We start from the raw sequence: 23,837 nt of genomic DNA, 5'->3' as shown, positions 1-23,837 counted from the left end.
ACGCGCGGGATCCGCGCTGCCGTGGACAGCCCGGCGTGGGTCAGTATGGTGCAATGCTCCTATTTGATCCCATTTGCGACATGCGAAGGAGGGCGTCCGGGTGACACCGCGCACCGCAGCCGCATCGCGCCGCCGCCCGGCTCTCGCGGTGGCCGCCGGAGCCGGCGCACTGCTCGCGGTGGGCGCCGTCCTCGGCCGGTACGTACGCCCCACCTCCGACGACTGGTGCGCCGCCTGGAAGACCCGGGAGCTGGGCATCCACGGCATCACCTGGGACTTCTACACCACCCAGAACGGCCGGGTGGCCAACGCCTTCCTCAACGGCGTCACCTACACCGGCGGCCTGCTCGGCCCCAAACTGCTGCCCGCCGTCCTCCTCCTCACCCTCACCACCGGACTCGTCGTCCTCGGCCGCACCCTCGCCGTACGCACCGGCCGCGAGGCACCGCTCCCCGCGCTGATCGCCGCCGCCCTCGTACTGCCCGCCCTGCTGATCTACGCCTCGCCGCTCCCGTACCAGACCCTGCTGTGGGCCCCGGCCACCATCTCCCACACGCTGCCCGCCATCATCGGGATCTGGCTGGTCAACTGGGCGCTGTGGGCCCAGCGGCGCGGCCGGCGCGCCCGCCGCGCCGCGGTCGCCGGGGTGCTCGTCGCCGGGGTCTTCCTCGGCACCCTCAGCGAGGCGTTCAGCGCGGTCGCCGGCACCCTGGCCGGCCTGGCCGGACTCACCGCCCTCACCCGGCGCCGCCGCCGCACCCGGGACGGCCGGTACGTCCTCGCCTGGTGCACCGCCGGCTGCCTGGGCCTGGTCGCCGGGCTCGCCCTCCTCTACACCTCCCCCGGCGCCCGCGCCCGGCGCCGCGTCCACCCGCCGCCCGGCGACCCGTTCTCCACCGCCGAACTGACCGCCACCGGCCGCGACTGGCTGCGGGTGTGGGAACACCTCGCCGCCGCCACCGGCTCCTGGGTGTGGCTGGGCGCCCTCACCGCCGGCGTCCTGCTCGGCCTCGCCCTGCGCGGCGCCCCGCTGTCGCTGCCCCCGCTGTCCGCCCCCCGCCCGCTGCCGGCCGCCAGCCCGGTCCGCGGGCCCGGCGCCGACTCCGGGATGGTCGCCCTCCCCGGCCGGCTCGCCCTGGCCGCCCCGGCCGTTGCCGTGGCCCTCACCTCCCTCGCCGTCGTCGCCTCCCTGCGCATGGGCTACGGCAACGGCGGCTGGACGTACTACCGCACCTGGAACAGCTTCCTGCTGCCCGCGCTGCTCGCCCTGTGCTGCTACGGCGTGCTCATCGGCCAGTCCCTCGCCGGCCGGCTGCGTGCCCGCACCCGCACCGTCGCCGCGCTGCTCGCCACCGCCGCCACCCTGGCCGCGCTGGCCGGACTGCTCCCCCAGGTACGGTCGCTCGCCGACGACACCAGGGCCCGCGCCGCCGCCTGGGACGCGCAGCACGCCCGGATCCGCGCCGAGGCCGCCGCCGGCGCCACCACGGTCGGCTACACGCCCCTCCACATCGCCGGGCTCACCGAGCCGTTCATGGCGAAGAACTCCTCCGGCGACTGGGCCGCCCGCTGCGTCGCCGGCTTCTACCGCGTGGACCAGATCGAACCCACCCAACCCCGAGGGGGCGCAACCCCATGACCGACCCCGGCCCCGGCCCCGACCCGACACCGACGCAGACGCCGACGCAGACGCCCGATGTCACGGTCGTCGTCATCGCCTACAACGACGCCCGCCGGCTGCCCCGCGCGGTGGGCTCCGTACAGCGGCAGACCCTGCGCAACCTGGAGGTGATCATCGCGGACGACTGCTCCACCGACGACACCGCACAGGTCGCCGCCGCGCTCGCCGCCGCCGACCCGCGGGTCCGGTCCATCCGGCTGCCGGAGAACAGCGGCGGATGCAGCGCCCCGCGCAACGCCGGGATCGACGCCGCCCGCGCCCCGTACCTCATGTTCCTCGACAGCGACGACGAACTCCCCCGGCACGCCTGCAAGTCACTGCTGCTGACCGCCGAGGCCACCGGGGTGGACTTCGTCACCGGCGAGGTCACCCGCGTGAACGAGGAGAACGGCGCCACCGGGCTGTGGTACCCGGAGCTGTTCGACTCCGATGTGCGGGTCGTCGAAGGCATCGCGCAGGCGCCCGAGTTCTTCACCGACCACCTGTCCACCAACAAGCTCTACCGGGCCGCCTTCATCGCCCGCCACCGGCTGCGCTTCCCGGCCGGCATGCACTACGAGGACCAGCTGTTCACCGCCCAGGCGTTCACCCTCGCCGACCGGTTCGCCGTCGTCCCCTGGCCCGTCTACACCTGGAACCTCGGCCACGACCCCGGCCAGCTCTCCATCTCCTCCAGCCGGCACAAGATGGCCAACGTCCGCGACCGGGTGCACGCCGCCCGGCTCATCGACACCTTCCTCACCGACAGCGGCAACATCGCGCTGCGCCCCGCCAAGGACGCCAAGTTCCTCAAGCACGACCTGCGGCTCTACCTGGGCGACCTGCCGTTCCGCGACCACCCCTGGATCGAGGAGTTCACCCAGGTCATCGGCCCCTATCTGAGCGAGGAGATCACCGACGAGGCCCGGCGGGCACTGCCGCGCGAACAGCGGATCTGCCAGTACCTGCTCACCGCCGGCCGCTTCGAGGACGCCCAGACCGCCGCCCGTACCCTGGGCCGCCCGCTGCTCGCCCCGCGCGCCGTGGTGCGCGACGGGGAGCGTACGTACTGGGGCGACACGCTCCCCGACGACCCGGCCGCGCTCGCCGAACTCGACATCACCGAGTGGCAGCCGGCGTCCCAGCCGTTCGCCTCCCGCCCCATCCGGCACGAACTCACCCGGGTCAGCACCGACGGTGCCCGGCTGCGGCTCGGCCTGCGCACGTACGACCCGGCCCGCCTCCTCGCCGACCCGGACGGCGTCACCGCCGAACTGTGGCTGGCCGCCGCCGGCGAGCCGCTGCGCGTCCCCTTCGCCTATGTGCCGGCCGGGACCGACCGCTACGAGGCGGAACTGGAGGTCGATCTGCGGAAGGTGCCGCTCACCGCCAAGGGCTTCAAGGGCCGCCGCCACCCGGTGATCGCCCTGGAGCGGCTGGGCCTGCGCCGCACCGACATGCTGCTGGCCCCCGGCGACCTGCCCGCCCGCCGTACCCGGCTGGCCGGCCACTCGATCACCGTGGCCGTCGAGGAGCGCGGCGCCGGCCGGCTCGAACTGACCTGGGCCCGCTCCGGACTGCTGGCCGGCGCCGAGGTCATCGCGCCCCGGCTCGGCCCGGTGCGCGAGAAGTCCGCCAAACTCGGCCGCCGGCTCTCCGGACCCCGGCTCAAGGCCCTCAGCTACCAGGAGCTCAAGCGGCTGCCCAGGGACCGCGATCTGGTGGTGTTCGAGGCGCTTGAGGGGCGCGGCTACGCCGACAGCCCCCGCTACATCTACGAGGAGCTGGTGCGGCGCGGGCTGCCGCTCAACGCGGTGTGGTCGTACGCGGGCGACCCGGCCGGCTTCCCGCCCGGCGTGCCGCTGGTGCGGCGCGGCAGCTGGGAGTACGTACGCACCCTGGCCCGCGCCCGCTACTGGGTCGACTCGCACGGCTTCCCGGCCGCGTACGGCAAACCGCGCGGCACCCGCTACCTCCAGACCTGGCACGGGCAGGCGTTCAAACACATGGGCTTCGACATCCCGGAGCTGCGGTTCGGCCCGGAGGACAAGCAGCGGCTGCACCGGGACGCGGTGGCGCGCTGGGATCTGCTGATCGCACCCAGCGAGGAGTTCGAACGCACCTTCGTGCGGGCCAATGGCTACACGGGTGAGCTGCTGCGCTGCGGGCTGCCGCGCAACGACGTGCTGGTGCGCTGGCGGGAGGTGGAGGCCCGCGACCGGGCGCAGGCGGCACGGGTGCGGCTCCAGATCCCGGACGGGCGCAAGGTGCTGCTGTACGCGCCGACGTTCCGGGACGGGGCGCGGAACACCGGCGAGTCGCTGCGGGTGGATCTGGAGCGGCTTGCGGCCGGGATCGGGCACGAGTGGACGGTGGTGGTACGCCCGCACTACTACGAGCGGTTCGAGGTGCCGCGCGAGGTGGCCCCGGTGGTACGGGACGGGCGCGGCTTCCCCGACATCAACGAGCTGCTGCTGGCCTCGGACGCGCTGCTGACGGACTACTCGTCGGTGATGTTCGACTACGCCAATCTGGGCCGGCCGATCCTGCTGTTCGCCGACGACTACGAGCACTACCGCAACAGCGCGCGCGGCACGTACTACGACCTGGCGGAGATCGCGCCGGGCCCGGTGCTGACCCGCACCGACGAGGTGGTGGAGGTGGTGAACGACCTGGACCGGGTGCAGAAGGAACACGCGGACCGGTACGCCGCCTTCGCCGCCCGCTTCACGACGTACGAGACGGGCGGCGCCGCCTGGGCCGTGGTGGAACGCTTCTTCGAGGGGCTGGTCCGATGAAACACCGCAACATCTTCCTGATCGGCATCGACGTGGACTCGATGGGCGGCTCGCAGCGGGTGCTGCACACCCTGGCCCAGGGGTTCGCGGGGCGCGGGCACCGGGTGGAGCTGATCGGCATCCGGCCGAGCGCGGAGCCGCACACGTACCACAGCGACCCGGGCTACCGGCACACCACGCTCTACCCGGAGCCGACGCCGCCGCCGTGGCGGGCGAACACCTTCGCGGAGCGGCTGAACTGGTCGCGGGTGAAGCAGCAGCGGACGCGGGCCGGGCACCGGGAGGAGGCGCTGGGCAAGCTGACGGAGCGGCTGACGGCGGTCGACACCGGCTATCTGATCATCGGCTCGCCGTGGGCGGTGGACTGGCTGCGCGCCGTGGAGTGGCCACGACTGCGCGGCATCGGCCAGTACCACGAGTCGTACGAGCAGGCCCGGGCCTCCGCCAATCTGCGGCTGATCCTGCGGCACTACCCGGAGCTGGAGAAGTCCGTCTTCCTCAGCGAGGGCGACGCGGCGCTGTTCCGCCGCGAGCGGCTGCCGAACGCGGCCACCATCCCCAACCCGCTGCCGTTCAGCCCCGGGCTCGCCGCCCGGCTCGACACCCGGCGGATCGGGGCGGTGGGGCGGCTGGAGCCGGTCAAGCGGCTCGACCGGCTGATCGACGCCTTCGCGGACACCGGCGGGCGTGAATGGGAGCTGCACCTGTTCGGTGACGGGCCGCTGCGCGGCGCGCTGGAGGCGCACGCCAGGAGCCGGGGCGTCGCGGAGCGGGTGCACTTCCGGGGCAGCGTGCGGGACATGACGGCGGCCTACCGCGAACTGTCCCTGCTGGCCCTCACCAGCGACCGCGAGGGCCGCCCCATGGCGGTGGCCGAGGCGGCGGCCTGCGGAGTGCCGACGGTGAGCTTCGATCTGTCGGCCGGCGTCCGGGAGCTGATCAGGGACGGCCACACCGGCACCCTGGTCCCGGCGGGCAACACCGACGCCTTCGCGACGGCGCTCACCCGGCTGATGACCGACACCCCACGCCGGCACCACTACGGCGCGGCGGCCCGGAACCATGTGGCCGCCCTGAATCTGCCCCGGGTACTGGACCGCTGGGAGAATCTGTTCGAGGAGATCGACCGATAGCTGGGATGCTGGGCCGATGAGCGGAAACGGAAGCGCGGACCGAAGCGGAGACGGAAGCGGAATCGGAAGCGGAAACGGAAGCGCGGACCGAAGCGGGCTGGGGATCACCGGGCTCGACCATCTGGTGCTGACCGTCGCGGACATCGAGCGCACGGTCGACTTCTACCAGCGGGTGCTGGGCATGCGGCCGGTGACCTTCGGCACCGGGCGGCGCGCGCTCCGCTTCGGCGACAGCAAGATCAACCTGCACCTGGCCGGCCACGAACTGCTCCCGCGCGCCGCACACCCCACCCCGGGCAGCGCCGACCTGTGTCTGCTCACCACCCTGCCCCCCGACGCGATCATGGACCGGCTGGCGGCGTACGGCGTCCCGGTGGAGGAGGGCCCGGTCACCAGAACCGGGGCGCTGGGCCCGATCCTGAGCGTCTACCTGCGGGACCCGGACCACAACCTGATCGAGATCAGCTCGTACCCGCAGGACCCAGCAGCCGGCTGAGGTCGTAACCGTGCGCAGTGGCCAGGGCGGTGGCCCGGCGGGCCCAGGACGGGTCGTCGGTGGTGGCGGCCAGGCCCGCCAGGGCGTGCAGCTCGGCGCGCCGATAGGTCAGCAGGCCGGCCAGCTCCAGCGCCGCGTGGTGGTGGCCGGCCGCCGCCACCGGGTCGCCGAGAGCGGCCAGGGCGCGGCCGGCCGCGTTGTGCGCCTCGGCCAGCGCCCAGTGGTCGCCCTGGTCCCGGGCGATCCGTACCGCCTGCGCGCCACGCTCCCTGGCCCGTTCCCCCGCCCGCTCGTCCCGGCCGCGCGCCGCGTCCAGTTCGGCGAGATAGCCCAGCGCCAGCGCCTGCGGCCGGTGCCCGGTGTAGCTGCCCCGGCTGCGTGCCAGCGCCGCCTCGAAGGACAGCGCCGCCGACTCGGGGCGGTGCAACGCGGCGTGTACCAGGCCGAGTTCGATCAGCACCATGGACTCCAGATGCGGCACGCCCGCCGCCCGGCTGAGCCGCAGCGCCTTCCCGTACAGCGTGAAAGCCCGTTCCAGCACCCCGGAATCGGCCTCCACCCGGGCCAGCGCGCACAGCGCCATCGCCGTGTTGAGCGGGCCACCCTCCCCACCCTCCCCGTACAGCCGCACCGACTCCACCAGTTGCTCGCGCGCGGCGCCGAGTTCGCCGACCGTCCACCGGCCGCGCCCCAACTGCTCGTGGGCGGCGGCCCTGATCCGCGGCCAGCCGTGCTCCTCCCCGATGGCCAGGGCCCGCTGGGCGTGCTGCTCGGCCTGCGCCATCAGACCGGCCGTGAGCGAGGCGTCCACCAGCGTCAGCGCCAGCTCGGCGGCGGCCCGCGCGTCCTGGGCCTCCTCGGCGGCCCGCAGGCCCGCCTCCGCCATGGTCAGCCACTCGGACACCAGCGAGCGGCGCTTGCACAGGTCGTGCAGCAGCCCGGCGAGCCGCCAGGCCACCGGGTACGGACCGTGCCGGGCGGCATGGGCGGCCATCGCCGCGTAGTTGCGCAGCTCGGCCTCGGCCTTCACCAGCGCGGAATCCGAGGTGACGGGACCGTCCCGACCGCCCTCGGCGGTCTCCATCCGGCCGTGCGGGCCCACCACATGGCGGTGCCCCGAGCCGCCGCCCAGCACCGACGCGGTCCGCAGATACCAGGCGGACAGCCTGCGTATCGCCGCTTCCCGCTCCCGGGGGTTCTCCTCGGCGTAGGCCCGCTGCCGGGCGTACTCGCGCAGCAGATCGTGCGGGAACCGGAACCGGTCGGCGTGGTGCTGCTCGATGAGATGCGCCGCCGACAGCACCGACAGCGCCCGCCCGGCGACCGGTTCCGCGACCCCGGCCACGGCCGCTGCCGCCGCCTGGGTCAGATCAGGACCCGGGATCAGCCCGATGTGCCGCAGCACCCGCTGCACGGTGGCGTCCAGCCCCCGGTAGGACAGGGTCAGCGAGGCGGCCACCGAAACCCGCTCGTCCTCCGGCTCCGGCGCCGACACCCCGGCCAGCGGCCCGGACTCGGCCAGCCGGCGGGCGACCGCCGCCAGCGGAATGTGCGGGGAGATCGCCGCCCGGGCCGCCACCACCCGCAGCGCGAGCGGCAGATGGCCGCACAGCCGGGCGATCTCCGCCATCGCCGCGTCGTCACCGGCCGCCGCCGGGCCCAGCACGGTACGCAGCAGGGCGTCCGACTCCCGGACGCTGAGCACCGGCAACTGCACCCGGTGCGCCCCGCTGTGCACGGCCAGCCCGGTCAGCCGGCGGCGGCTGGTGATCAGCACCGCGCAGTGCTCGGAGCCGGGCAGCAGCGGCAGCACCTGGTCGGCGTCGGCGGCGTTGTCCAGCACCAGCAGCGCGCGGCGGTGCGCGAGTACGGAACGCAGCAGGGCCGACCGCTCGTGCACGGCGGGCGGGATCCGGCGCGGCGGGACGCCGAGCGAGCGCAGGAACTCGCCGAGAATCTGGCCGGATTCGACCGGGGCGAGCGGGTCGAAGCCCCGCAGATCGGCGAAGAGCTGGCCGTCCGGGAACGAGCCCGCCACCTGCTGGGCGCAGCGCACGGCGAGGGCCGTCTTGCCGATGCCGGCGGTGCCCTCCACGCAGACCACCGGCATGCCACCGGACAGCAGGAGTGAGGTGATGCGCTTGACCTCGGCGGTGCGGCCGGTGAAGCCGAAGACCGGGTAGGGCAGTTGGGCGGGTTCGGCGACCGGCAGTACGGCCCTGGTGGCCGGCGGAACGGCCCCCGCGACCGCCGCCGGTACCGGCCCGGCGGGCCGCGCGGCGACCGTGTCGCCCTCGGCCCCGGCCCCGTATCCCGCCCCGTCCCCGGTCTCCGCCACCTGCTCGTCGGCCGCGCCGGACAACACCCACTGGTGGGCGTCCCGCAGTTCGGGCCCCGGGTCGGCGCCGTACTCCTCCGCCAGCCGGCGACGCACCCGGGTGTACACATCCAGCGCCTCGGTCTGCCGCCCCGACTGGGCCAGCGAGCGCATCAGCAGCCCGTGCAGCCGTTCGCGCTGCGGATACCGGCTGGTCAGCCGCACCAGCTCGGGTACGTGCTCGGCGCCCCGGCCCAGCCGCAGCCCGAGCCCGTACAGCTCCTCCTCGGCGGCCACCAGCCGCTCGGTGAGCCGGTCGCGTTCCAGCTCGATGCCGGGCCCGTCGGTGCCCTCGACGAAGTCGCCGCGCCACAGCCCGACCGCCCGGCCGAGCGCGTCGATCGCCTCGGCCGGCCGCCCGGCCTCCCGTAACGCCCGGGCCCGCGCGTACAGTTCCTCGAACTCCCACAGGTCAAGGCCGCCCGCCGGATGCAGGACGTAGCCGGTGCCGGTGAGCGTGATCGGGGTGCCGGCCGGCAGCGCCCGGCGCAGCCCCGAGATGTACTTCTGCACGAGGTTGACGGCATGGCCCGGCGGAGAGCCGCCCCACACCGCCGAGATGATCCCGTCGACCGTGACCGGGCGCGGCGCGCGCAGCAGCAGCGCCGCCAGCACCGCCCGCTGCCGGGGCGGGCCCAGGTCGATTTCAGTGGTTCCGTCCAGGGCCCGTAACGGGCCGAGCACTTCACAACGGATCGCGTTCTTCGCCATGGGCTTCCCCCTGAAGTCGATTCGGATCATAGGTTCCTGGCGACAGGCGCCGCTACCGCCGAAGCCCAGAGTTCACAAGACCGTCTCCGGGAAGCGGCACCAACCCTTCACATTTCGGCCGATGTCTCTACCAGCCCCCGTATGAGTATGCGCAACGGGCGGGTGGAGCCCGCTTCAGCCGTTCTTCAGCGGATCTTCCAGCGATCGGTCAGCGCCCCCCGCCATCGTCGGACCCGGACGTACCAAGCAGCGCGCATCATCCGCTCGGCGCTGCTCACCGGACCTGGAGGAGAACGGCCGTGACCATGCCCACCCAACTCCCCACGACCGCCCCGTCCGACCAGCTGCGGTACGACACCACCGTGCCGCGAGCGCTGGTTCACCGCATGTCCGTGGCCGAGGTGTTCGTCACCGACTCGGCCGCCACGGGGACGGACGTACCCATCACCACCGCCACCGATGCCGCCGGCGGTCCACTGTCCTTCGAAGTCGCCGCCCAACTGCCGCGCGGGCATGTCGTGGGGGAGCACTCCGCCGCGTACGACTTCCTGCTGCTCGTCGAAGTGCTCCGGCAGTCCGGGGTGCTGGTGGCGCACCGGCACCTGGATGTGCCGCTGGCCAGCGCCTTCATCTTCATGGAACTGGGCTTCACGGTCCGCTCGCTGCCCGCCCTGCGGATCGGCAGCAGACCGGCGCACGCCGTCATCCGGATCACGGTGCTGCCGGACCGCAACCGGGCCGGCCGGGTCCTCGGGTTCTCCTTCACCGGCGCCCTGCTGGTGGACGGGCACACCGCCCTGGACGCCACCGGCAAGCTGACCTTCGTCAGCCACCGCGCCTTCGGCGTGCTGCGTGCTCAGGGCCGCGGCCAGGAGCCGGGCGGCGCGTCGGCGCTGGTGCTCAGCCCGCGGCTGATGCCGGCCGAGGCCCGCTCGGTGGGCCGCCGCGACCCGCGCAATGTGGTCATCACCGAACCCACCGTGGACCCTTCGGGGAACTCGCTGGCCCGGCTGGTCGTCAACACCGGCCACCCACATCTGTTCGACCACGAGTTGGACCACATACCCGGCAACCTCCAGCTGGAGGCGGCCCGGCAGCTGGCCGTGGCCACCGTGGCCCGGCTGCACGGCCTGTCGCCGGCCGCGCTGGTGGTGACCGATGTCGCCGCGACCTTCGGGGCGTTCGCCGAGCTGGACCGTACGACCACCGCCACCGCCCAGGTCGGCGGGGTGCGGCACGCCGGCGAACTCGGCGTGATCGCCGTGCCGGTGACCGTGCTGCTCACCCAGGGCTCCGCCACCGTCAGCGAGATCACCATGGAGGTCGCGCCGTGGACCTGACCGACACCGACCGGCCCGAGATCCTGGTGTGCGACTACGGCGGGGTGCTGACCAATCCGCTGGCCGAGACGTACGCCGTCTTCGCCCGCGCCACCGGCCTCGGCCTGGAGCCGATCGCCGCGGCCTTCGCCGCCGCCACCGCGCGGTACGGGATCAGCCCGATGGCCGCGCTTGAGGTCGCCGACATCACCGAGGCGGAGTTCACCGAGCGGATGCTGGCCGGGCTGCCGCCGCAGGCCGCCGAGGTACTGGCCGGCCGGCCGTTCGGCGAACTGTGGTTCCGCGGCCGGCGCGCCAACGAGGAGGTGCTGGCGCTGGTCCGCGACGTGCGGGCGAGCGGGCGCCGGGTGGCGCTGCTGACCAACAACGTACGGGAGTGGGGGCCGCGCTGGCGGGCCACCCTGCCGGTGGACGAACTCTTCGACGTGGTCGTGGACTCCAGCGAGGAGGGGGTGCGCAAGCCGGACCCGGAGATCTACCGGCGGCTGCTGGCCCGGCTGCACGCGCCCGCCGGGAGCTGTCTGCTGCTGGACGACACGGAGGAGAACACGGTGGCGGCCGAGCGGCTGGGCCTGCGGGCGGTGCTGTTCAAGGACCCGGCGCAGGCCATCGCCGACGTACGCGACGCACTGGGCCTGAGCGCGGCGGGAGGCACCCGATGAGCGGCGCGAACGGCACCAACGGCGCGGCGCCGGTGCTGATCACCGGGGCCGGCCCCACCGGCCTGACCGCCGCCTGCACCCTGTTGCGGAACGGCGTCCCCGTCCGGGTGGTGGAACGCCGCTCCGGCCCCTCCACCACCCCCAAGGCGCTGATCCTGTGGAGCGGCGCGCTGGAGGTCCTGGACCGGCTCGGCATCGCCGCCGCGCTCGGCGAGCGGGCGCTGCCGCTGGCCGGCGCCTCGTACTGGTCCCGGGGCCGGCAGGTCGCCCGGGTCGGCTTCGGCTCGCTGGCCGGCACCCGCTTCCCCGGCCCGCTGTGCGTGCCGCAGCCCATCACCGAGGAACTGTTGTACGAACGGCTCACCCAGCTCGGCGGCACGGTGGAGTGGGACACCGAGGTCCAGTCCGCGACCACCAACCCGGACGGGGCAACCGCCGTGCTGCGCGCGGCACATGGCGCTGGCGGCGAGGAGACGGTCACCGCCCGCTGGCTGATCGCGGCCGACGGCACCCACAGCACGGTACGCACCGGGCTCGGCGTGCCCTTCGAAGGCAGCACCTACGGGCGGGAGTTCCTGCTCGGCGACGCCGTACTCAGCGCCGCAGGGCCGGTGCCGCTGCCGGAGCGCGAGGCGCAGTACCACCTCACCCCGCACGGCGTGCTGGTGGTGGTGGCGCTGCCCAAGGGCGGCCACCGGGTGTTCTTCGACCAGGGCGCGGGCGGGGCCGCCGAACCCCCCGACCGGGCCGAACTCCAGGCCCTGCTGGACGCGCGCGGCCCCGGCGGCTGGCAGCTCGGCGACCTGTGGTGGTCCAGCCGCTTCCAGGTGCACACCAAGGTCGCCGCCGCGTTCCGGCGGGACGCGGTGTTCCTGGCCGGGGACGCCGCGCACTGCCACAGCCCGGCGGGCGGGCAGGGCCTGAACACCGGCGTACAGGACGGCTATGACATCGGCTGGAAACTGGCGGCGGTGTGCCGGGGCGCGGACCCGGCGCTGCTCGACTCCTACGAGGCGGAGCGGCGGCCCACCGCCGTCACGGCGGTGCGCAACGCCGACCGGCAGACCAAACTGTGGCTGCTGCGGTCGCGTCCGGCCCGCGCGGTACGGGACACGGCCATGCGCGTACTGTCCCGGCGCGGGGTACTGGAGCGGCGGTTCGTTCCCGAACTGGCCCAGGTGGACCTCGATCTGACGGGCTCTCCGGCCGTGTCGGGGGCGGACGGCGCCGACGGCGCGTTGCGCACCGGGCGCCGGGTCCCGGATCTGCCGCTCACCCTGCGGCACACCACGGCCGGCTCCCCGGGGGCGGGCGCCGGGACCCTGCACCAGTATCTGGCCGCCGGCCGGCACACCGTCGTGGTGCTCGCCGACACCACCGACACCGGCCGGGACGCGGCGCGCCGCTGCGGCCCGGGCGAGGTGCTGCTGATCGCCGGCACCCACCCCGGCGCGGGCGGTACGGGCGGCGCGGGCGGCACCGCCGAACCAGCAGGCACGGCCAGTACCACCGGCACGGCAAGTACCGCCGCCACCGCCACCGCCACCGACGCCGACGCCGACCTGCGGTACGACCGGGCGGAGGCCGCCCACGGGTACCGCGCCCAGGCCGTGTACGTACGGCCCGACGGCGTCGTCGGCGGGCGCGCCGTACTGGGCCTGCCCGGCTCGCCCGCCGCGCTCGACGCGCTGCTGGCCCGTATCCCGGCCCAGGGGGACGCGGACCCATGGCCCTGACCGCCACCTCCCCCGGCCGGGCCGCCGCCCCCGGCGGGGGCCCGGCCGCCCGCCCCCCGGGGCGCCGGGCCCCCTGGGCCGTCCTGCTGCTCGGCCTGCTGTTCGTCATCGACGCGCTGATCGTCGGCGCGGACGCCACAGACCGGCTGCGCGGCGGCGGCACCGACGACCCGGCCGCCGAATCCACCCTCGCCGGGGAACTGTTGCGCGAGCATTTCCCGGCCGCCCAGCCCAACCTGGTGCTGCTGGTCTCGGGTACGGACGGCCGCGGTGTGAACGACCGCGAGGTCGCCGCCCAGGGCAGCGCGCTCGCCGCCCGGCTCGCCTTCGAACCCGGCGTCACCGGTGTGCTGTCGTACTGGCAGACCGGCGCCGAGCAACTGCGGTCGGACAGCGGTGGCCAGGCGCTGATCCTCGCCCAGGTGCGCGGCGACGAGGACGCCGCCAAGGCGGTGTTCCGGCAGCTGGTGCCCGACTACCGGGGCAGCCCGGACGGGTTGCCCGCCCTGACCGTCCAACTCGGCGGCCCCATCGCCGTCCTCGAAGAGCTCCAGTCCACCATCGCCGCCGATCTGCTCACCGCCGAGCTGATCGCCATCCCCATCACCCTGCTCATCCTCGTCGTCGTCTTCGGCGGCCTGGTCGCCGCGCTGCTCCCCCTCGGGGTCGGCATCGTGGCCGTGCTGGGCACCAACGCCGTGCTGCGCGTCATCACCGAGTTCGCCGAGGTGTCGGTTTTCGCCCAGAACCTCACCACCGCGCTGGGACTCGGCCTGGCCATCGACTACGCGCTGCTGATCGTGCGCCGCTACCGCGAGGAACTCGCCGCCGGAGCCGACCCGCACACCGCGGTCTCCACCACGGTGCGCACCGCCGGACGCACCGTGCTGTTCTCCGCGCTCACGATCATGATGGCGCTCTCCGCGATGCTGGTGTTCCCGCTGTACTTCCTGCGGTCCTTCGCCTACGCCGGCATCAGTGTGGTGGCGCTGGCCGCCGGGGCCGCGCTGCTTCTGCTGCCCGCCGCGCTGCGGCTGCTGGGCCACAAGGTCGACGCGCTGCGCGTGGTACGGCGCCGCCCCGGCACGGTGGCGGGCGGTGACGGGAGCGGCGCGGGCTGGCGGCGCCTGGTGACCTGGGCGGTACGGCGCGCCCCCCTGGTCACCGTCGCCGTCGCCGGCGCGCTGCTGCTGGCCGGACTGCCGTTCGCGCGGATCGCGTTCGGCGCCGCCGACGACCGGCAACTGCCGCACGGCGCGGAGGCCCGTACCGTCCAGGACACCCTGCGCGCGGAGTTCCCCGACACCACCACCGGCACCATCGAAGTGCTGGCCAGAACAGCCGACTCGCAGGCCCCCGACGACGCGGCGGCCCTGCGCTCCTACGCCGCCGCGCTCTCCGAACTGCCCGCCGTGGAACGCGTCGACACCCCCCTCGGCGGCTACCAGAACGGCGCCCTGGACGCGGCGGCCACCCCGGCCGACGCGGTACGGGCCGGCGCCGGCATGAGCCACCTCACCCTCACCCCCGTCCCCGGCGTGGAAGCCACCGACGAGGCAGCCCAGCAACTGGTCCGCCAGGTACGCGACATCGGCGCCGCCGACCCCGGCCACCGGGCGCTGTCCCCGGTGGTCGGCGGGCAGAGCGCGCAACTCGTCGACTCCAAGGCGGCGATCGGCGCCCGGCTCGGCTGGGCGGCCCTCATCATCGTGGCCGCGTCGCTGCTGCTGATGTTCCTGCTCACCGGGTCCGTCGTCATCCCGCTCCAGGCCGTGGCCCTCAACGCGCTCAGCCTCAGCGCCATGTTCGGCGTGGTGGTGTGGGTCTTCCAGGACGGGAACCTGTCCGGGCTGCTCGGCTTCACCGCCACCGGCACCGTGGAAACCACCCTCCCGGTGCTGATGTTCTGCGTCGCCTTCGGCCTGTCGATGGACTACACCGTGTTCGTGCTCGCCCGCATCACCGAGGAGCACCAGCGGCACGGCGACGCACAGCGCGCCATCGTCGCCGGCATCCAGCGCACCGGCGGCATCATCACCGCCGCCGCGCTCATCCTGTCCGTCGTCCTGATCGCCATCGGCACCTCGCAGATCACCAACACCAAGATGCTCGGCCTCGGCGTCGCCCTGGCCGTCCTGGTGGACGCCACCGTCGTCCGCGCGCTGCTGCTGCCCGCCGTCATGCGGCTGTGCGGCCCCGCGACCTGGTGGGCGCCGGCCCCGCTGCGCCGCTTCCAGCGGCGGTTCGGACTGCGCGAGGAACCCGACGCCGTACCCATGCGGAAGGAGACCCAGACCCCATGACCACCGCAGAACAGCTACCCCTCCACCGGGTCGTCGTCACCGGGGCCACCGGCCTGCTGGGCCGGGCCGTCGTCGGCGAACTCCTCGCCCGCGACGACAACGTCAAAGTGATCGCCGTGGTTCGCGACCCCGCCAAAGCGGCCCGGCTGCTGCCGCCGACCGGCCCCGGCCGGCTCACCGTGGTGACCGCCGACATCACCGACCCGGCCGGCTACCGCGACGCCCTGCCCGGCGCCGACGCCGTCATCCACACCGCCGCGTACTTCCGTGAGTACTACGCGCCCGGCTCCGACGCCCAGCGGCTGCACGCCGTCAACGTCGACGCCGTCACCACCCTGCTCACCGAGGCCGTCGCCGCCGGCGTACCGGCCGTCGTCCACACCAGTTCCATCAACACCCTCGCCCCCGGCAGCGAACAGGCCCCCGCCGACGAGGACGCCGGCCTGCCGCCGCGCTGGGAACGCAACGGCTACCGGGCCAGCAAGGTACGGGCCGAGGCCGCCATCACCCGGTTCTGCGCCGAACACCCCGGGCTGCGCGTCCCCCTGGTACTCCCCGGCTGGATGTGGGGCCCCGGCGACGAGGGCCCCACCTCCGCCGGCCGGCTGTTCCTGTCCGTCGCCCGCGGCGAACTGCGCGCCGTGCCCAGGGCCGGCAACCACCTGGTGGACGCCCGCGACGTGGCCCTCGCCTGCGTCCGCGCCGCCGAGCGCGGCGAGTCGCTGCGCCGCTACATCGTCGCCGGGCGCTGGCAGCCACTGGCCGCCACCACCGCCGGCATCGCCGAGGCCACCGGGGCCACCGCGCCCCGGCAGATCCCGGCCGCGGCGGCACTCGGCTTCGCCACCGTGCTGGAGACCGGCGCCAAGCTGCGCCGCCGGCCGCCCATCGCCACCCGCGAAGGGGTACGCGCGCTGCTCGACGGCAACCGCACCCGCATCACCTCCGCCCGCGCCCAGCGGGAACTCGGCGTCAGCTTCCGGCCGCTGGCCGAAACCCTCGCCGACGAGGCCGCCTGGTACCGGGCCACCGGGGCGCTGGACCACGACACCAAGGAGCCCGCCGCATGACCCGGACCCGTACCTCCGTGCTCGCCTTCGGTACGGCGGCGGCGCTGCTGGTGGCCGCCCCCGTGTACTGGGCCGTCGCCGCGCCCGGGGCGGACGGCACCACCACGGACGCCGCCGGCGAGGTGATCGACATGGCCTCCCCCGAGGAGGCCGCGATCGCCGCCGGCGCGACCGCCGACCGGCTGGCGGCGGCCGACATCGTGGACATCCCCATCTCCTTCACCGTCGTCAACCAGAACCGCACGCTGGCCGAATGCCCGGTGGACGGCGAGACATACCGGATCGAGGGCCACCTGACGGCACCCCGCACCCTGCTGGAAACGGCCGAAGCGGGAGCCGCCCCGGACGTCACCCTCTACCAACACGGAATAGCGGCCGGCGAGTGGTACTGGCGGCTGGACGCCGAGGGCTACCACCACGCGGAGGAGATGGCCCTGCGCGGCCACGCCTCCGTCACCGTGGACCGGCTCGGCTACGGCGCCAGCGACCACCCCGACGGCTACCTCGCCTGCATCGGCGGCGAGGCCGACATCGCCCACCAGATCACCCGGGCGCTGCGGGACGGCAGCTACACGCTCAACGAGGACGGCGAGGCAACCCGGTTCAACCGCGTCTATCTGGCCGGCCAGTCGAACGGCGGCCAGATCTCCCAGATCGCCGCCTACTCCTTCCAGGACATCGACGGCCTGGTCATCATGGACTGGACCGACCTCGGCCTCACCCCGCAGGCCAACGCCCGCTTCTTCACCGCCCTCAACACCTGCCTCAACGGCGCGGGCGGCCACAGCGACGGCTACGTCCACTACGACCTGGGCACCGAGGAATTCCGGGACGGCAACTTCAACGACACCGACCCCGACGTCCTGCGCCTGGCCCTGCCGCACCAGAACGCGCACCCGTGCGGCGACATGGTCGCCCAACTCGGCGGCGTCCTCGTCGATCTGCGGCACCTGAGCGACATCACCGTCCCGGTGCTCTTCCTGTACGGCGAGAAGGACGCCCGGGTCGAGGGCGGCGCCGAGCACGAGGCGCTGTTCACCGGCACCGACGACACCGAACTGCTCGAAGTCCCCGACGCCGGGCACTACATGGGCCTGGAACGCCAAGCACCACTCGTCCACGACACGCTGGCCGCCTGGCTGGACCGTGTCTCCGACTGATCAAGCCGACCGACTCATCAAACCGACCGAGGAGCACTGACCATGCCCGCAGCACCACCCCCACCCACACCGCTGCGCCGGCTCGGCACGCTGGCAGCGACCCGGCGGCGGGCCGTACTGATCGCCGGCGCGCTGCTCTTCGTCCTGGCCGCCGGCATCGGCGCCGGGGCCATGAACGCCCTGTCGCTGTCCCGCTTCGAGTCCCCGGGCTCGCCCTCCTACCGCGCGGGCGAGATCCTGGAGCGCGAGTTCGGGCAGAACAGCCCCAACTACGTGCTGCTGCTGACCGCCCAGAACGGCGCCACCATCGACGACCCGGCGGTCGCCGCCGAAGCCACCGCCATCGAGACCGAACTCGCCGCCGAGACCGCGGTCACCACCACCGGCTCGTACTGGTCCCGCGAGCACACCCCCACCCTGGCCGGCACGGACGGCACCCAGGCCCTGATCGTCGCCTGGCTGTCGGGCAACGCGACCGACGTCCGCGAACAACTGCTCGACATCTCACAGCACTTCCTGGACCGGGACAACGGCGGCGTGCTGACCATCCAGCCCGGCGGCCAGGACGAGATCTTCCGGCAGGTCGGCGAGGAGTCCGCCCGCGACTTCATCCGCGCCGAACTCGTCATCATCCCGGTCGTGCTGCTCCTGTTGGTGTGGGCCTACCGCCGCTGGTCGGCGGCGGCCCTCACCATGGGCGTCGGCATCTTCTCGGTACTGGCCACCCTCGCGCTCCTGCGCGGCGTCACCGCCTTCACCGAGGTCTCCACCTTCGCCGCCAACCTCGCCCTGGTACTGGGACTTGGGCTCGGCATCGACTACAGCCTGTTCGTCATCGCCCGCTTCCGGGAGGAGAGCGCCACCGGCCGCGACCGGGCGGCGGCCGTGATCCGTACGGTCGAAACCGCCGGCCGCACCGTCCTGTTCAGCGGCATCACGGTGGCCGCGTCGCTGGCGGCGCTGTTCGCGTTCCCCTTCCCGTTCCTGCGCTCCTTCGCATACGCCGGCATCGCCGTCGTCCTGACCGCGGCCTTCGGCGCGGTGGTCCTGCTGCCCGCCGCACTGGCAGCGGTCGGCCACCGTACGCTGCGCCCGGTGCCCACGGCGGCGACCGGCGAGGTGAGCGAGGGCCGCTGGTACCGGATGGCGCTGCGCGTCATGCGCCGCCCGCTGCTGTACGGCGGCCCCGCCCTCATCCTGCTGCTGGCGCTGGGCGCGCCGTTCCTGGGCGCCAACTTCGGCCTGCCCGACGAACGCGTCCTGCCGTCCTCGGCATCGGCCCGCGTCACCCAGGAACAGATCGGCAACAACTTCCCGGCCGAGGAGACCGACGCCCTCCAGATCGTGGCCACCGGCGTGGGCGAGGGCCAGGACCTGGCGAGCCGGACCGAGGAATACGCCCAGCGCCTGTCGGCCCTCCCCGGCGTCTTCCAGGTCGACACCTACACCGGCTCGTACCGGGACGGCACCCGCACCGCCGACCCATCGGCCGCATCGGACCGCTTCACCACACCCGACGCGGTCTGGCTGACGGTGATCCCCGGCCAGGACGCGCTCTCGGGAGACATCACCGACCTGGTGAGCGAAGTGCGCGCGCTGGACGCCCCGTACGACGTCCTGGTCGGCGGCTTCCCGGCCGCGATGACCGACTTCCGCTCCGCGCTCCTCGACCGGCTGCCGCTGGTCATCGCGCTGATCCTCATCGTCACCTTCGTGATCCTGTTCCTGATGACCGGCAGCGTCCTGATCCCGGCCAAGGCGACGGTCGCCAACGTGCTCAGCCTCACCGTGATGTTCGGCGCGCTGGTGTGGGTCTTCCAGGACGGCCACCTGTCCGGGCTGCTGAACTTCACCGCCACCGGCCGGATGGAACCCAGCATCCCCATCCTGATGTTCTGCATCGCCTACGGACTGTCCATGGACTACGAGGTGTTCATCATGGCCCGGGTCAAGGACGAGTGGGACCGCACCGGCGACAACACCCGCGCGGTCGCCGCCGGCATCCAGCGCAGCGCCCCGCTCATCACGGCGGCGGCCGGCATCCTGGCCCTGACCTTCGCCGCGTACGCCACCGGGCAGGTCGTTTTCCTCAAGCAGCTGGGCGTGGGCATGGCCCTCGCCGTACTGGTGGACGCGCTGGTGATCCGTACGATCCTGGTGCCGGCCTTCATGCGGCTCGCGGGCAACGCCAACTGGTGGGCGCCGCCGGCGCTGCGCCGGCTGCACGACCGCATCGGCCTGAGCGAGGCCCCGCCGGCGGAGACGCCGGCGGAGGTCCGGGAACGGGTGGCGGGGTAGCACGGCATGCTCGGCTGGGGAACGAACCTGCTCATCGTCGTCGCATCGGCGCTGGTCCACTGGTGGCTGTGGAAGCGCCTGGTCCGCGACACCACCCGGCCGGGCACCCGCGCCCGCCGGGTGGGCACCGCCCTGACCGCCGCCTCCGCCACCCTGGCGGCGGCCCCCCGCATCCTGGTCCCGGCGCTGGGCCCGGACACGGGCCGCTGGCTGGCCTGGCCCGGGTACATCTGGCTGGCGGTGCTGCTGTATCTGGCGCTGCCGCTGCTGGTGGTGGAGCTGATCAGGGCGGCGGCCTGGCTGAAATCGAGAAGAAAGAAGAAGGAGCAGGAGCCGACCCCCGCCGAACCCGCACCGGGCGAACTGAACAGACGCCTCTTCCTGAACCGAACAGCAGGCGTGACGGCGGGCGTGATCTCGGTGGCGACGACCGGCTACGGCCTGAACTCAGCCCTGGGCCCGCCCCGCATCCAGCGGGTCCCGATCGGCCTCTCCCGCCTGGACCCCCGCCTGTCGGGCCTGCGGATCGCGGTGGTCAGCGACCTGCACCTGGGGACGATGCTGGGCCGCTCGTACACGGAACGCATCGTCCGGCAGATCAACGGCCTTGAGGCCGACCTGGTGGCGGTGGTCGGCGACCTGGCCGACGGCCTCCCCGCCGAACTGGGCGCGGCGGCCCGCCCGCTGCGCTCCCTGGAGTCCACCCACGGCAGCTTCTTCGTCACCGGCAACCACGAGTATCTGTACGACGGCGCGGACGCCTGGGTGACCGAACTCCACGGCCTCGGCGTCCGCGGCCTGCTCAACGAACGAGTGGAAATCCACCACAACGGCGCGATCCTCGACCTGGCGGGCGTGGAGGACGTGACGGGCGAGGAGTACGGCAGGGGCCCCGACTTCCCCCGCACCCTGGACGGCCGCGACCCCACCCGCCCGGTGGTCCTGCTGGCCCACCAGCCCATCCAGGCGACGGAGGCCGCCCGCCACGGAGTGGACCTCCAACTCTCCGGCCACACCCACGGCGGCCAGTTCTTCCCGATCACCCAGCTCTCGCGCCTGTGGGAGCCCGTGGTCTCGGGCCTCGGGAAGGTGGACGACACCACCCTGTACGTCACCAACGGCACCGGCTTCTTCGGCCCCCCGGTCCGGGTTGGGGCACCCCCCGAGGTCACCCTGATCGAACTCCGCCCGGCGGGGGCGGAGGGAAGTCAGTAGGAACCTTTGGGGCTTTCCCCCTCCGGAGTGCTCAGGCAGGGGGATACGACAGCGACGTACAACAAGGAGTCCTCGTCAGTTTTTCCGGGAAGTGTGACGTTGATGGCGTACTCGACCTCGGTGTTCTCGAAGAGAATCTCAGGTGTCCGATTGGCATTGTTCAGCTCGCCATCACTGACAACCTCCCACCCTTCCCCTGGAAGCACTTCACGCAATCTGTCCATTCCGTTTCTCAGCTCATCCCGGGAGAGCTTCGAGACGGACCAGTAATGGTAAACCGTATACAGGCGATCTCTTTCTGGATCAGCCTCACACACGGAAATACCGGGCCCCGGTTCAGATACCTCCCCACGAAGTTCCGTGAAATCGAGAATCTTGCTGGAAAGTTCGCGGGTGTCAGCGCGGGCCTGATCCACTGACTTGGTGGTGGGAATATAATCCAGTTCGCTCCCCCGCCGCTCATCCATCGCCTGGCACCCCGATACCATGAACAAGACAAGGAGCAGTCCAGGCAGAGCGCCGCGACATCCGAATACGGACCCGACTTTCCTCATCCACTGACCGCCTCATCATAGTTGCCAATTACAATTCTCGCTTGATTTTGAAGGCTGATAGAATTCTCATCCCAATATCCTCCATGGTTTCCCGAGTCAGTAGCCAGGATCGTGGCCCCGAATTCGTCGGCAGACGGCACAATCGGCTTGGGAATGGGGCTGACGTATGGGATACCAAATGGCCCCTCATTGATGAGGGACCAATCCATTCCGCCGTGGAAAGGAGCGCCTCCGAGCGGCACTTGATCATTGAGGATGCCGGCCGCCATCGACCACACATGCTCCTGCCCGATGCCCAAATCGCTCGCATGGCTCACTGTCATTCCAGGACTGCCGACAGCAATGATGTCGTCCACGGGCAACGGGCTCTGCCGCGAGGCCACGCCGACGACGGTACTCCCATAACTGTGGGCAATCACGGTGGTGTGACTGGCATCGGATCCCCCCTGCGCGATTTCAAGGCCCATGGCAAAGTCAGCGAACAAGGGGGCCCCGTCGTTCGCGTAATCACGAATTGTCGCATCCCTGGTAACGTGCTGCGGGGCGTCATATCCGATCCATGTAATTGTTGATACATCGCCGGCACCCATCGGCTCGGTGGCACGCCACAGACGCGTCATGCGCTCCACATCGGTATCAGCGTCTCCGAGACGGGCAGTGGTTCCCGGCACATAGATTGCAGTATGGTCCGCAGTGTCCGGATTTCCGTTCGCAATGATGGCATGACCGAGGCCGTCGGTATCGAAACCAAGGAGATAAGCCTCAGGCAATCCGTCCTTGCCCGTCTCGGCGAACCGGCCATTAATGGCATCTATTCCATTCAATTGCTCTTCGATAAGTTCTCGCCTTTCGTTCCACTCTGTCCATTCACTGGTGACGCCGTACCCAGATACTTGCACCCCCTCTTTCTGGCTGTTGTAGGTGATCGGCCCCTCCTTCTCCGGCTCCTCGCGCAACAGCTCATCCAACTCCTGCCGCAACCGGGCCTCCTCCATCTGCATCACGGCCCGGTTCGCCGTGTCCCGGGTTTCGGACGGGAGGCCGTCCAACACCCCGATCTCCGCCGGGTGGAGTGACAGATATGCGGCCTGTTCGTCCGCCGACAGGCCGTCCCACCACTCCCGGTTCTCCTGCGGGGTCGCTCCCGACGGGATGTCGGACACGTCGGCCAGGCCGCGGATCGAGGTGGCGGCCACCTCCAGGTCGGACTGGGCGTCGCGCCACATCGCGTCCGTGATCACGATGCCCCGGTCGCAGACCAGTTCGCGCAGGGTCCGGGCGTAGCGTGCGTCGATGTCGTTCGCCGACTGGAGTGTCCCGCCGATCGTGTTGGCCAGATTCTGGGCCACCGCCGGGTGGCCGTGGACAAACAAGCCGCCACGGTCGATCGCCCGGTCCAGCCAACTGCCCGTCCGGGTGGCGGTGCCTGCGTTGTGGCGGACGGTGCCGTCCTCGTTCAGGGTCTCCGGGTAGGAGACGGCCCCCGTGTCGTCCACCTGGTAGCCGTGCCCGGCCGCCTCGTCCAGCGCCGCGCGCAGCCGCGCCTTCGCCTCGGCCAGTTCTTCGGCCAGGCCCAGCAGCGCGGCGTGCACCAGACCGGTCTGGATCCTGGTGTACTCGCAGTTGTCGGCGATGAGTTGCAGCCGCTCTTCGGCGGCCGTGGCGGTCTCGCCCCGCAGGGTGCCGCGCAGTGGCGCCAGCATCTGCCGGTCCACATGCGAACGGCCCAACTCGCCCCACTCGGCCGCCGTCTGCCACGCACCGGCCCGCCCGGTCAGGATCTCGGTCCGCAGATCCCGCAACTGGGTCACGGTCATCACCGGGCGCCGTCCTCGGCCAGGACCTCATCCACCCACGACGGGTTCACCCGCTCGATCTCGGCCCGCGCCTGCGCCTCCGTCTCCGCAAACCCGCCCGCCGCCGAGGTGAAACCCTCGCCCAGCCGGACGCACTCCGCCTCCACATCACTCAGCCGGTCCCGCCAGGCGCTGAGCACCGACCGCAGCGCCGCCTCCGACTCCAGTCCCGCGCCCGTCTCCTCCTCGTCCCCGGTGAGGCCCGGCAGGACAACCTGGGTCAGGCCCCCGCCCAGGGCGTGTGCGTCCGTGCCCAGTTGAGTCAGCGTCCCGCCGTCGATCTGGAGATCGAACATCCCGGAGCCGTCCGCACCCTCCGGCCCCGGCCCCTCGTCCCACCCGTTAAGCCGGGTCCCGACACCCGCGTCCTGCGATGTCATCGCATCCCCCTCCCCATCGGATATCGGACATCCGACTCAACGCAGGATGCTAGCCAACGCAACGGGCCCGCGCATGAGTACCGCTACT

16 protein-coding genes are annotated in these 23,837 nt (G+C 72.6%); 12 read left to right on the top strand and 4 right to left on the bottom strand.

Annotated features, from left to right (window positions below):
- Positions 1–100: 100 nt before the first annotated feature.
- The 4 genes from AC5WRL_RS14235 to AC5WRL_RS14220 are packed head-to-tail and all read left to right on the top strand — an operon-like array spanning position 101 to position 6,087.
- The gene (locus AC5WRL_RS14235; RefSeq protein ID WP_496088859.1) at positions 101–1,639 is read left to right on the top strand and encodes a DUF6056 family protein; all 1,539 of its coding nucleotides are present in this window, start codon (positions 101–103) and stop codon (positions 1,637–1,639) included.
- Positions 1,636–4,458: a bifunctional glycosyltransferase/CDP-glycerol:glycerophosphate glycerophosphotransferase gene (locus AC5WRL_RS14230; protein WP_496088858.1), complete on the top strand. Its 2,823-nt coding sequence runs from the start codon at positions 1,636–1,638 to the stop codon at positions 4,456–4,458. Before AC5WRL_RS14235 ends, AC5WRL_RS14230 begins: the two co-directional genes overlap by 4 nt.
- On the top strand, positions 4,455–5,591 hold the full coding sequence (locus AC5WRL_RS14225; RefSeq protein ID WP_496088857.1) for a glycosyltransferase: 1,137 nt from the start codon (positions 4,455–4,457) through the stop codon (positions 5,589–5,591). The genes AC5WRL_RS14230 and AC5WRL_RS14225 overlap by 4 nt, the downstream gene beginning before the upstream one ends.
- 16 nt (positions 5,592–5,607) lie before the next feature.
- On the top strand, positions 5,608–6,087 hold the full coding sequence (locus tag AC5WRL_RS14220; RefSeq protein ID WP_496088856.1) for a VOC family protein: 480 nt from the start codon (positions 5,608–5,610) through the stop codon (positions 6,085–6,087).
- Here the strand turns inward: AC5WRL_RS14220 and AC5WRL_RS14215 are convergent.
- Positions 6,053–9,175, bottom strand: coding sequence for an AfsR/SARP family transcriptional regulator (locus AC5WRL_RS14215; RefSeq protein WP_496088855.1), 3,123 nt, complete (start codon positions 9,173–9,175; stop codon positions 6,053–6,055). The two genes, AC5WRL_RS14220 and AC5WRL_RS14215, sit on opposite strands and share 35 nt — an antisense overlap.
- Positions 9,176–9,480: 305 nt before the next feature.
- On the opposite strand from AC5WRL_RS14215, the gene AC5WRL_RS14210 reads away from it, so the two are divergent.
- Genes AC5WRL_RS14210 through AC5WRL_RS14175 form a run of 8 tightly spaced genes read left to right on the top strand, consistent with a single transcriptional unit; the run spans position 9,481 to position 20,959 of the window.
- On the top strand, positions 9,481–10,515 hold the full coding sequence (locus tag AC5WRL_RS14210) for an AfsA-related hotdog domain-containing protein (RefSeq protein ID WP_496089150.1): 1,035 nt from the start codon (positions 9,481–9,483) through the stop codon (positions 10,513–10,515).
- Positions 10,506–11,177, top strand: coding sequence for an HAD family hydrolase (locus tag AC5WRL_RS14205; RefSeq protein WP_496088854.1), 672 nt, complete (start codon positions 10,506–10,508; stop codon positions 11,175–11,177). The genes AC5WRL_RS14210 and AC5WRL_RS14205 overlap by 10 nt, the downstream gene beginning before the upstream one ends.
- Positions 11,174–12,913 (top strand): FAD-dependent monooxygenase, encoded by a 1,740-nt coding sequence (locus AC5WRL_RS14200; RefSeq protein ID WP_496088853.1) that lies wholly within the window; start codon positions 11,174–11,176, stop codon positions 12,911–12,913. Before AC5WRL_RS14205 ends, AC5WRL_RS14200 begins: the two co-directional genes overlap by 4 nt.
- Positions 12,904–15,216 (top strand): MMPL family transporter, encoded by a 2,313-nt coding sequence (locus AC5WRL_RS14195; RefSeq protein WP_496088852.1) that lies wholly within the window; start codon positions 12,904–12,906, stop codon positions 15,214–15,216. The genes AC5WRL_RS14200 and AC5WRL_RS14195 overlap by 10 nt, the downstream gene beginning before the upstream one ends.
- Positions 15,213–16,286 (top strand): NAD-dependent epimerase/dehydratase family protein, encoded by a 1,074-nt coding sequence (locus AC5WRL_RS14190; RefSeq protein ID WP_496088851.1) that lies wholly within the window; start codon positions 15,213–15,215, stop codon positions 16,284–16,286. Before AC5WRL_RS14195 ends, AC5WRL_RS14190 begins: the two co-directional genes overlap by 4 nt.
- A complete protein-coding gene (locus AC5WRL_RS14185) occupies positions 16,283–17,446 on the top strand; it encodes an alpha/beta hydrolase (RefSeq protein ID WP_496088850.1) in 1,164 nt (387 codons plus the stop codon). Before AC5WRL_RS14190 ends, AC5WRL_RS14185 begins: the two co-directional genes overlap by 4 nt.
- Positions 17,447–17,488: 42 nt before the next feature.
- Positions 17,489–19,744 (top strand): MMPL family transporter, encoded by a 2,256-nt coding sequence (locus AC5WRL_RS14180; RefSeq protein ID WP_496088849.1) that lies wholly within the window; start codon positions 17,489–17,491, stop codon positions 19,742–19,744.
- A gap of 6 nt (positions 19,745–19,750) precedes the next feature.
- Entirely contained in the window at positions 19,751–20,959 is a 1,209-nt protein-coding gene (locus AC5WRL_RS14175; RefSeq protein ID WP_496088848.1) for a metallophosphoesterase, read from the top strand.
- Here the strand turns inward: AC5WRL_RS14175 and AC5WRL_RS14170 are convergent.
- From AC5WRL_RS14170 to AC5WRL_RS14160, 3 genes are all read right to left on the bottom strand, one after another.
- Positions 20,953–21,426 carry a hypothetical protein gene (locus AC5WRL_RS14170; protein ID WP_496088847.1) on the bottom strand — a complete coding sequence of 158 codons (474 nt, stop codon included), beginning with the start codon at positions 21,424–21,426 and terminating at the stop codon, positions 20,953–20,955. The genes AC5WRL_RS14175 and AC5WRL_RS14170 overlap by 7 nt on opposite strands.
- An 83-nt stretch (positions 21,427–21,509) precedes the next feature.
- The gene (locus tag AC5WRL_RS14165; protein WP_496088846.1) at positions 21,510–23,330 is read right to left on the bottom strand and encodes an alpha/beta hydrolase; all 1,821 of its coding nucleotides are present in this window, start codon (positions 23,328–23,330) and stop codon (positions 21,510–21,512) included.
- Entirely contained in the window at positions 23,330–23,749 is a 420-nt protein-coding gene (locus tag AC5WRL_RS14160; RefSeq protein ID WP_496088845.1) for a hypothetical protein, read from the bottom strand. The genes AC5WRL_RS14165 and AC5WRL_RS14160 overlap by 1 nt, the downstream gene beginning before the upstream one ends.
- Positions 23,750–23,837 lie beyond the last annotated feature (88 nt).

It is taken from the genome of Streptomyces sp. NTD107 (genome assembly GCF_059510435.1).
Note: the sequence above shows the minus strand (reverse complement) of the source record. Positions and strands in the feature narration are given on the sequence as shown.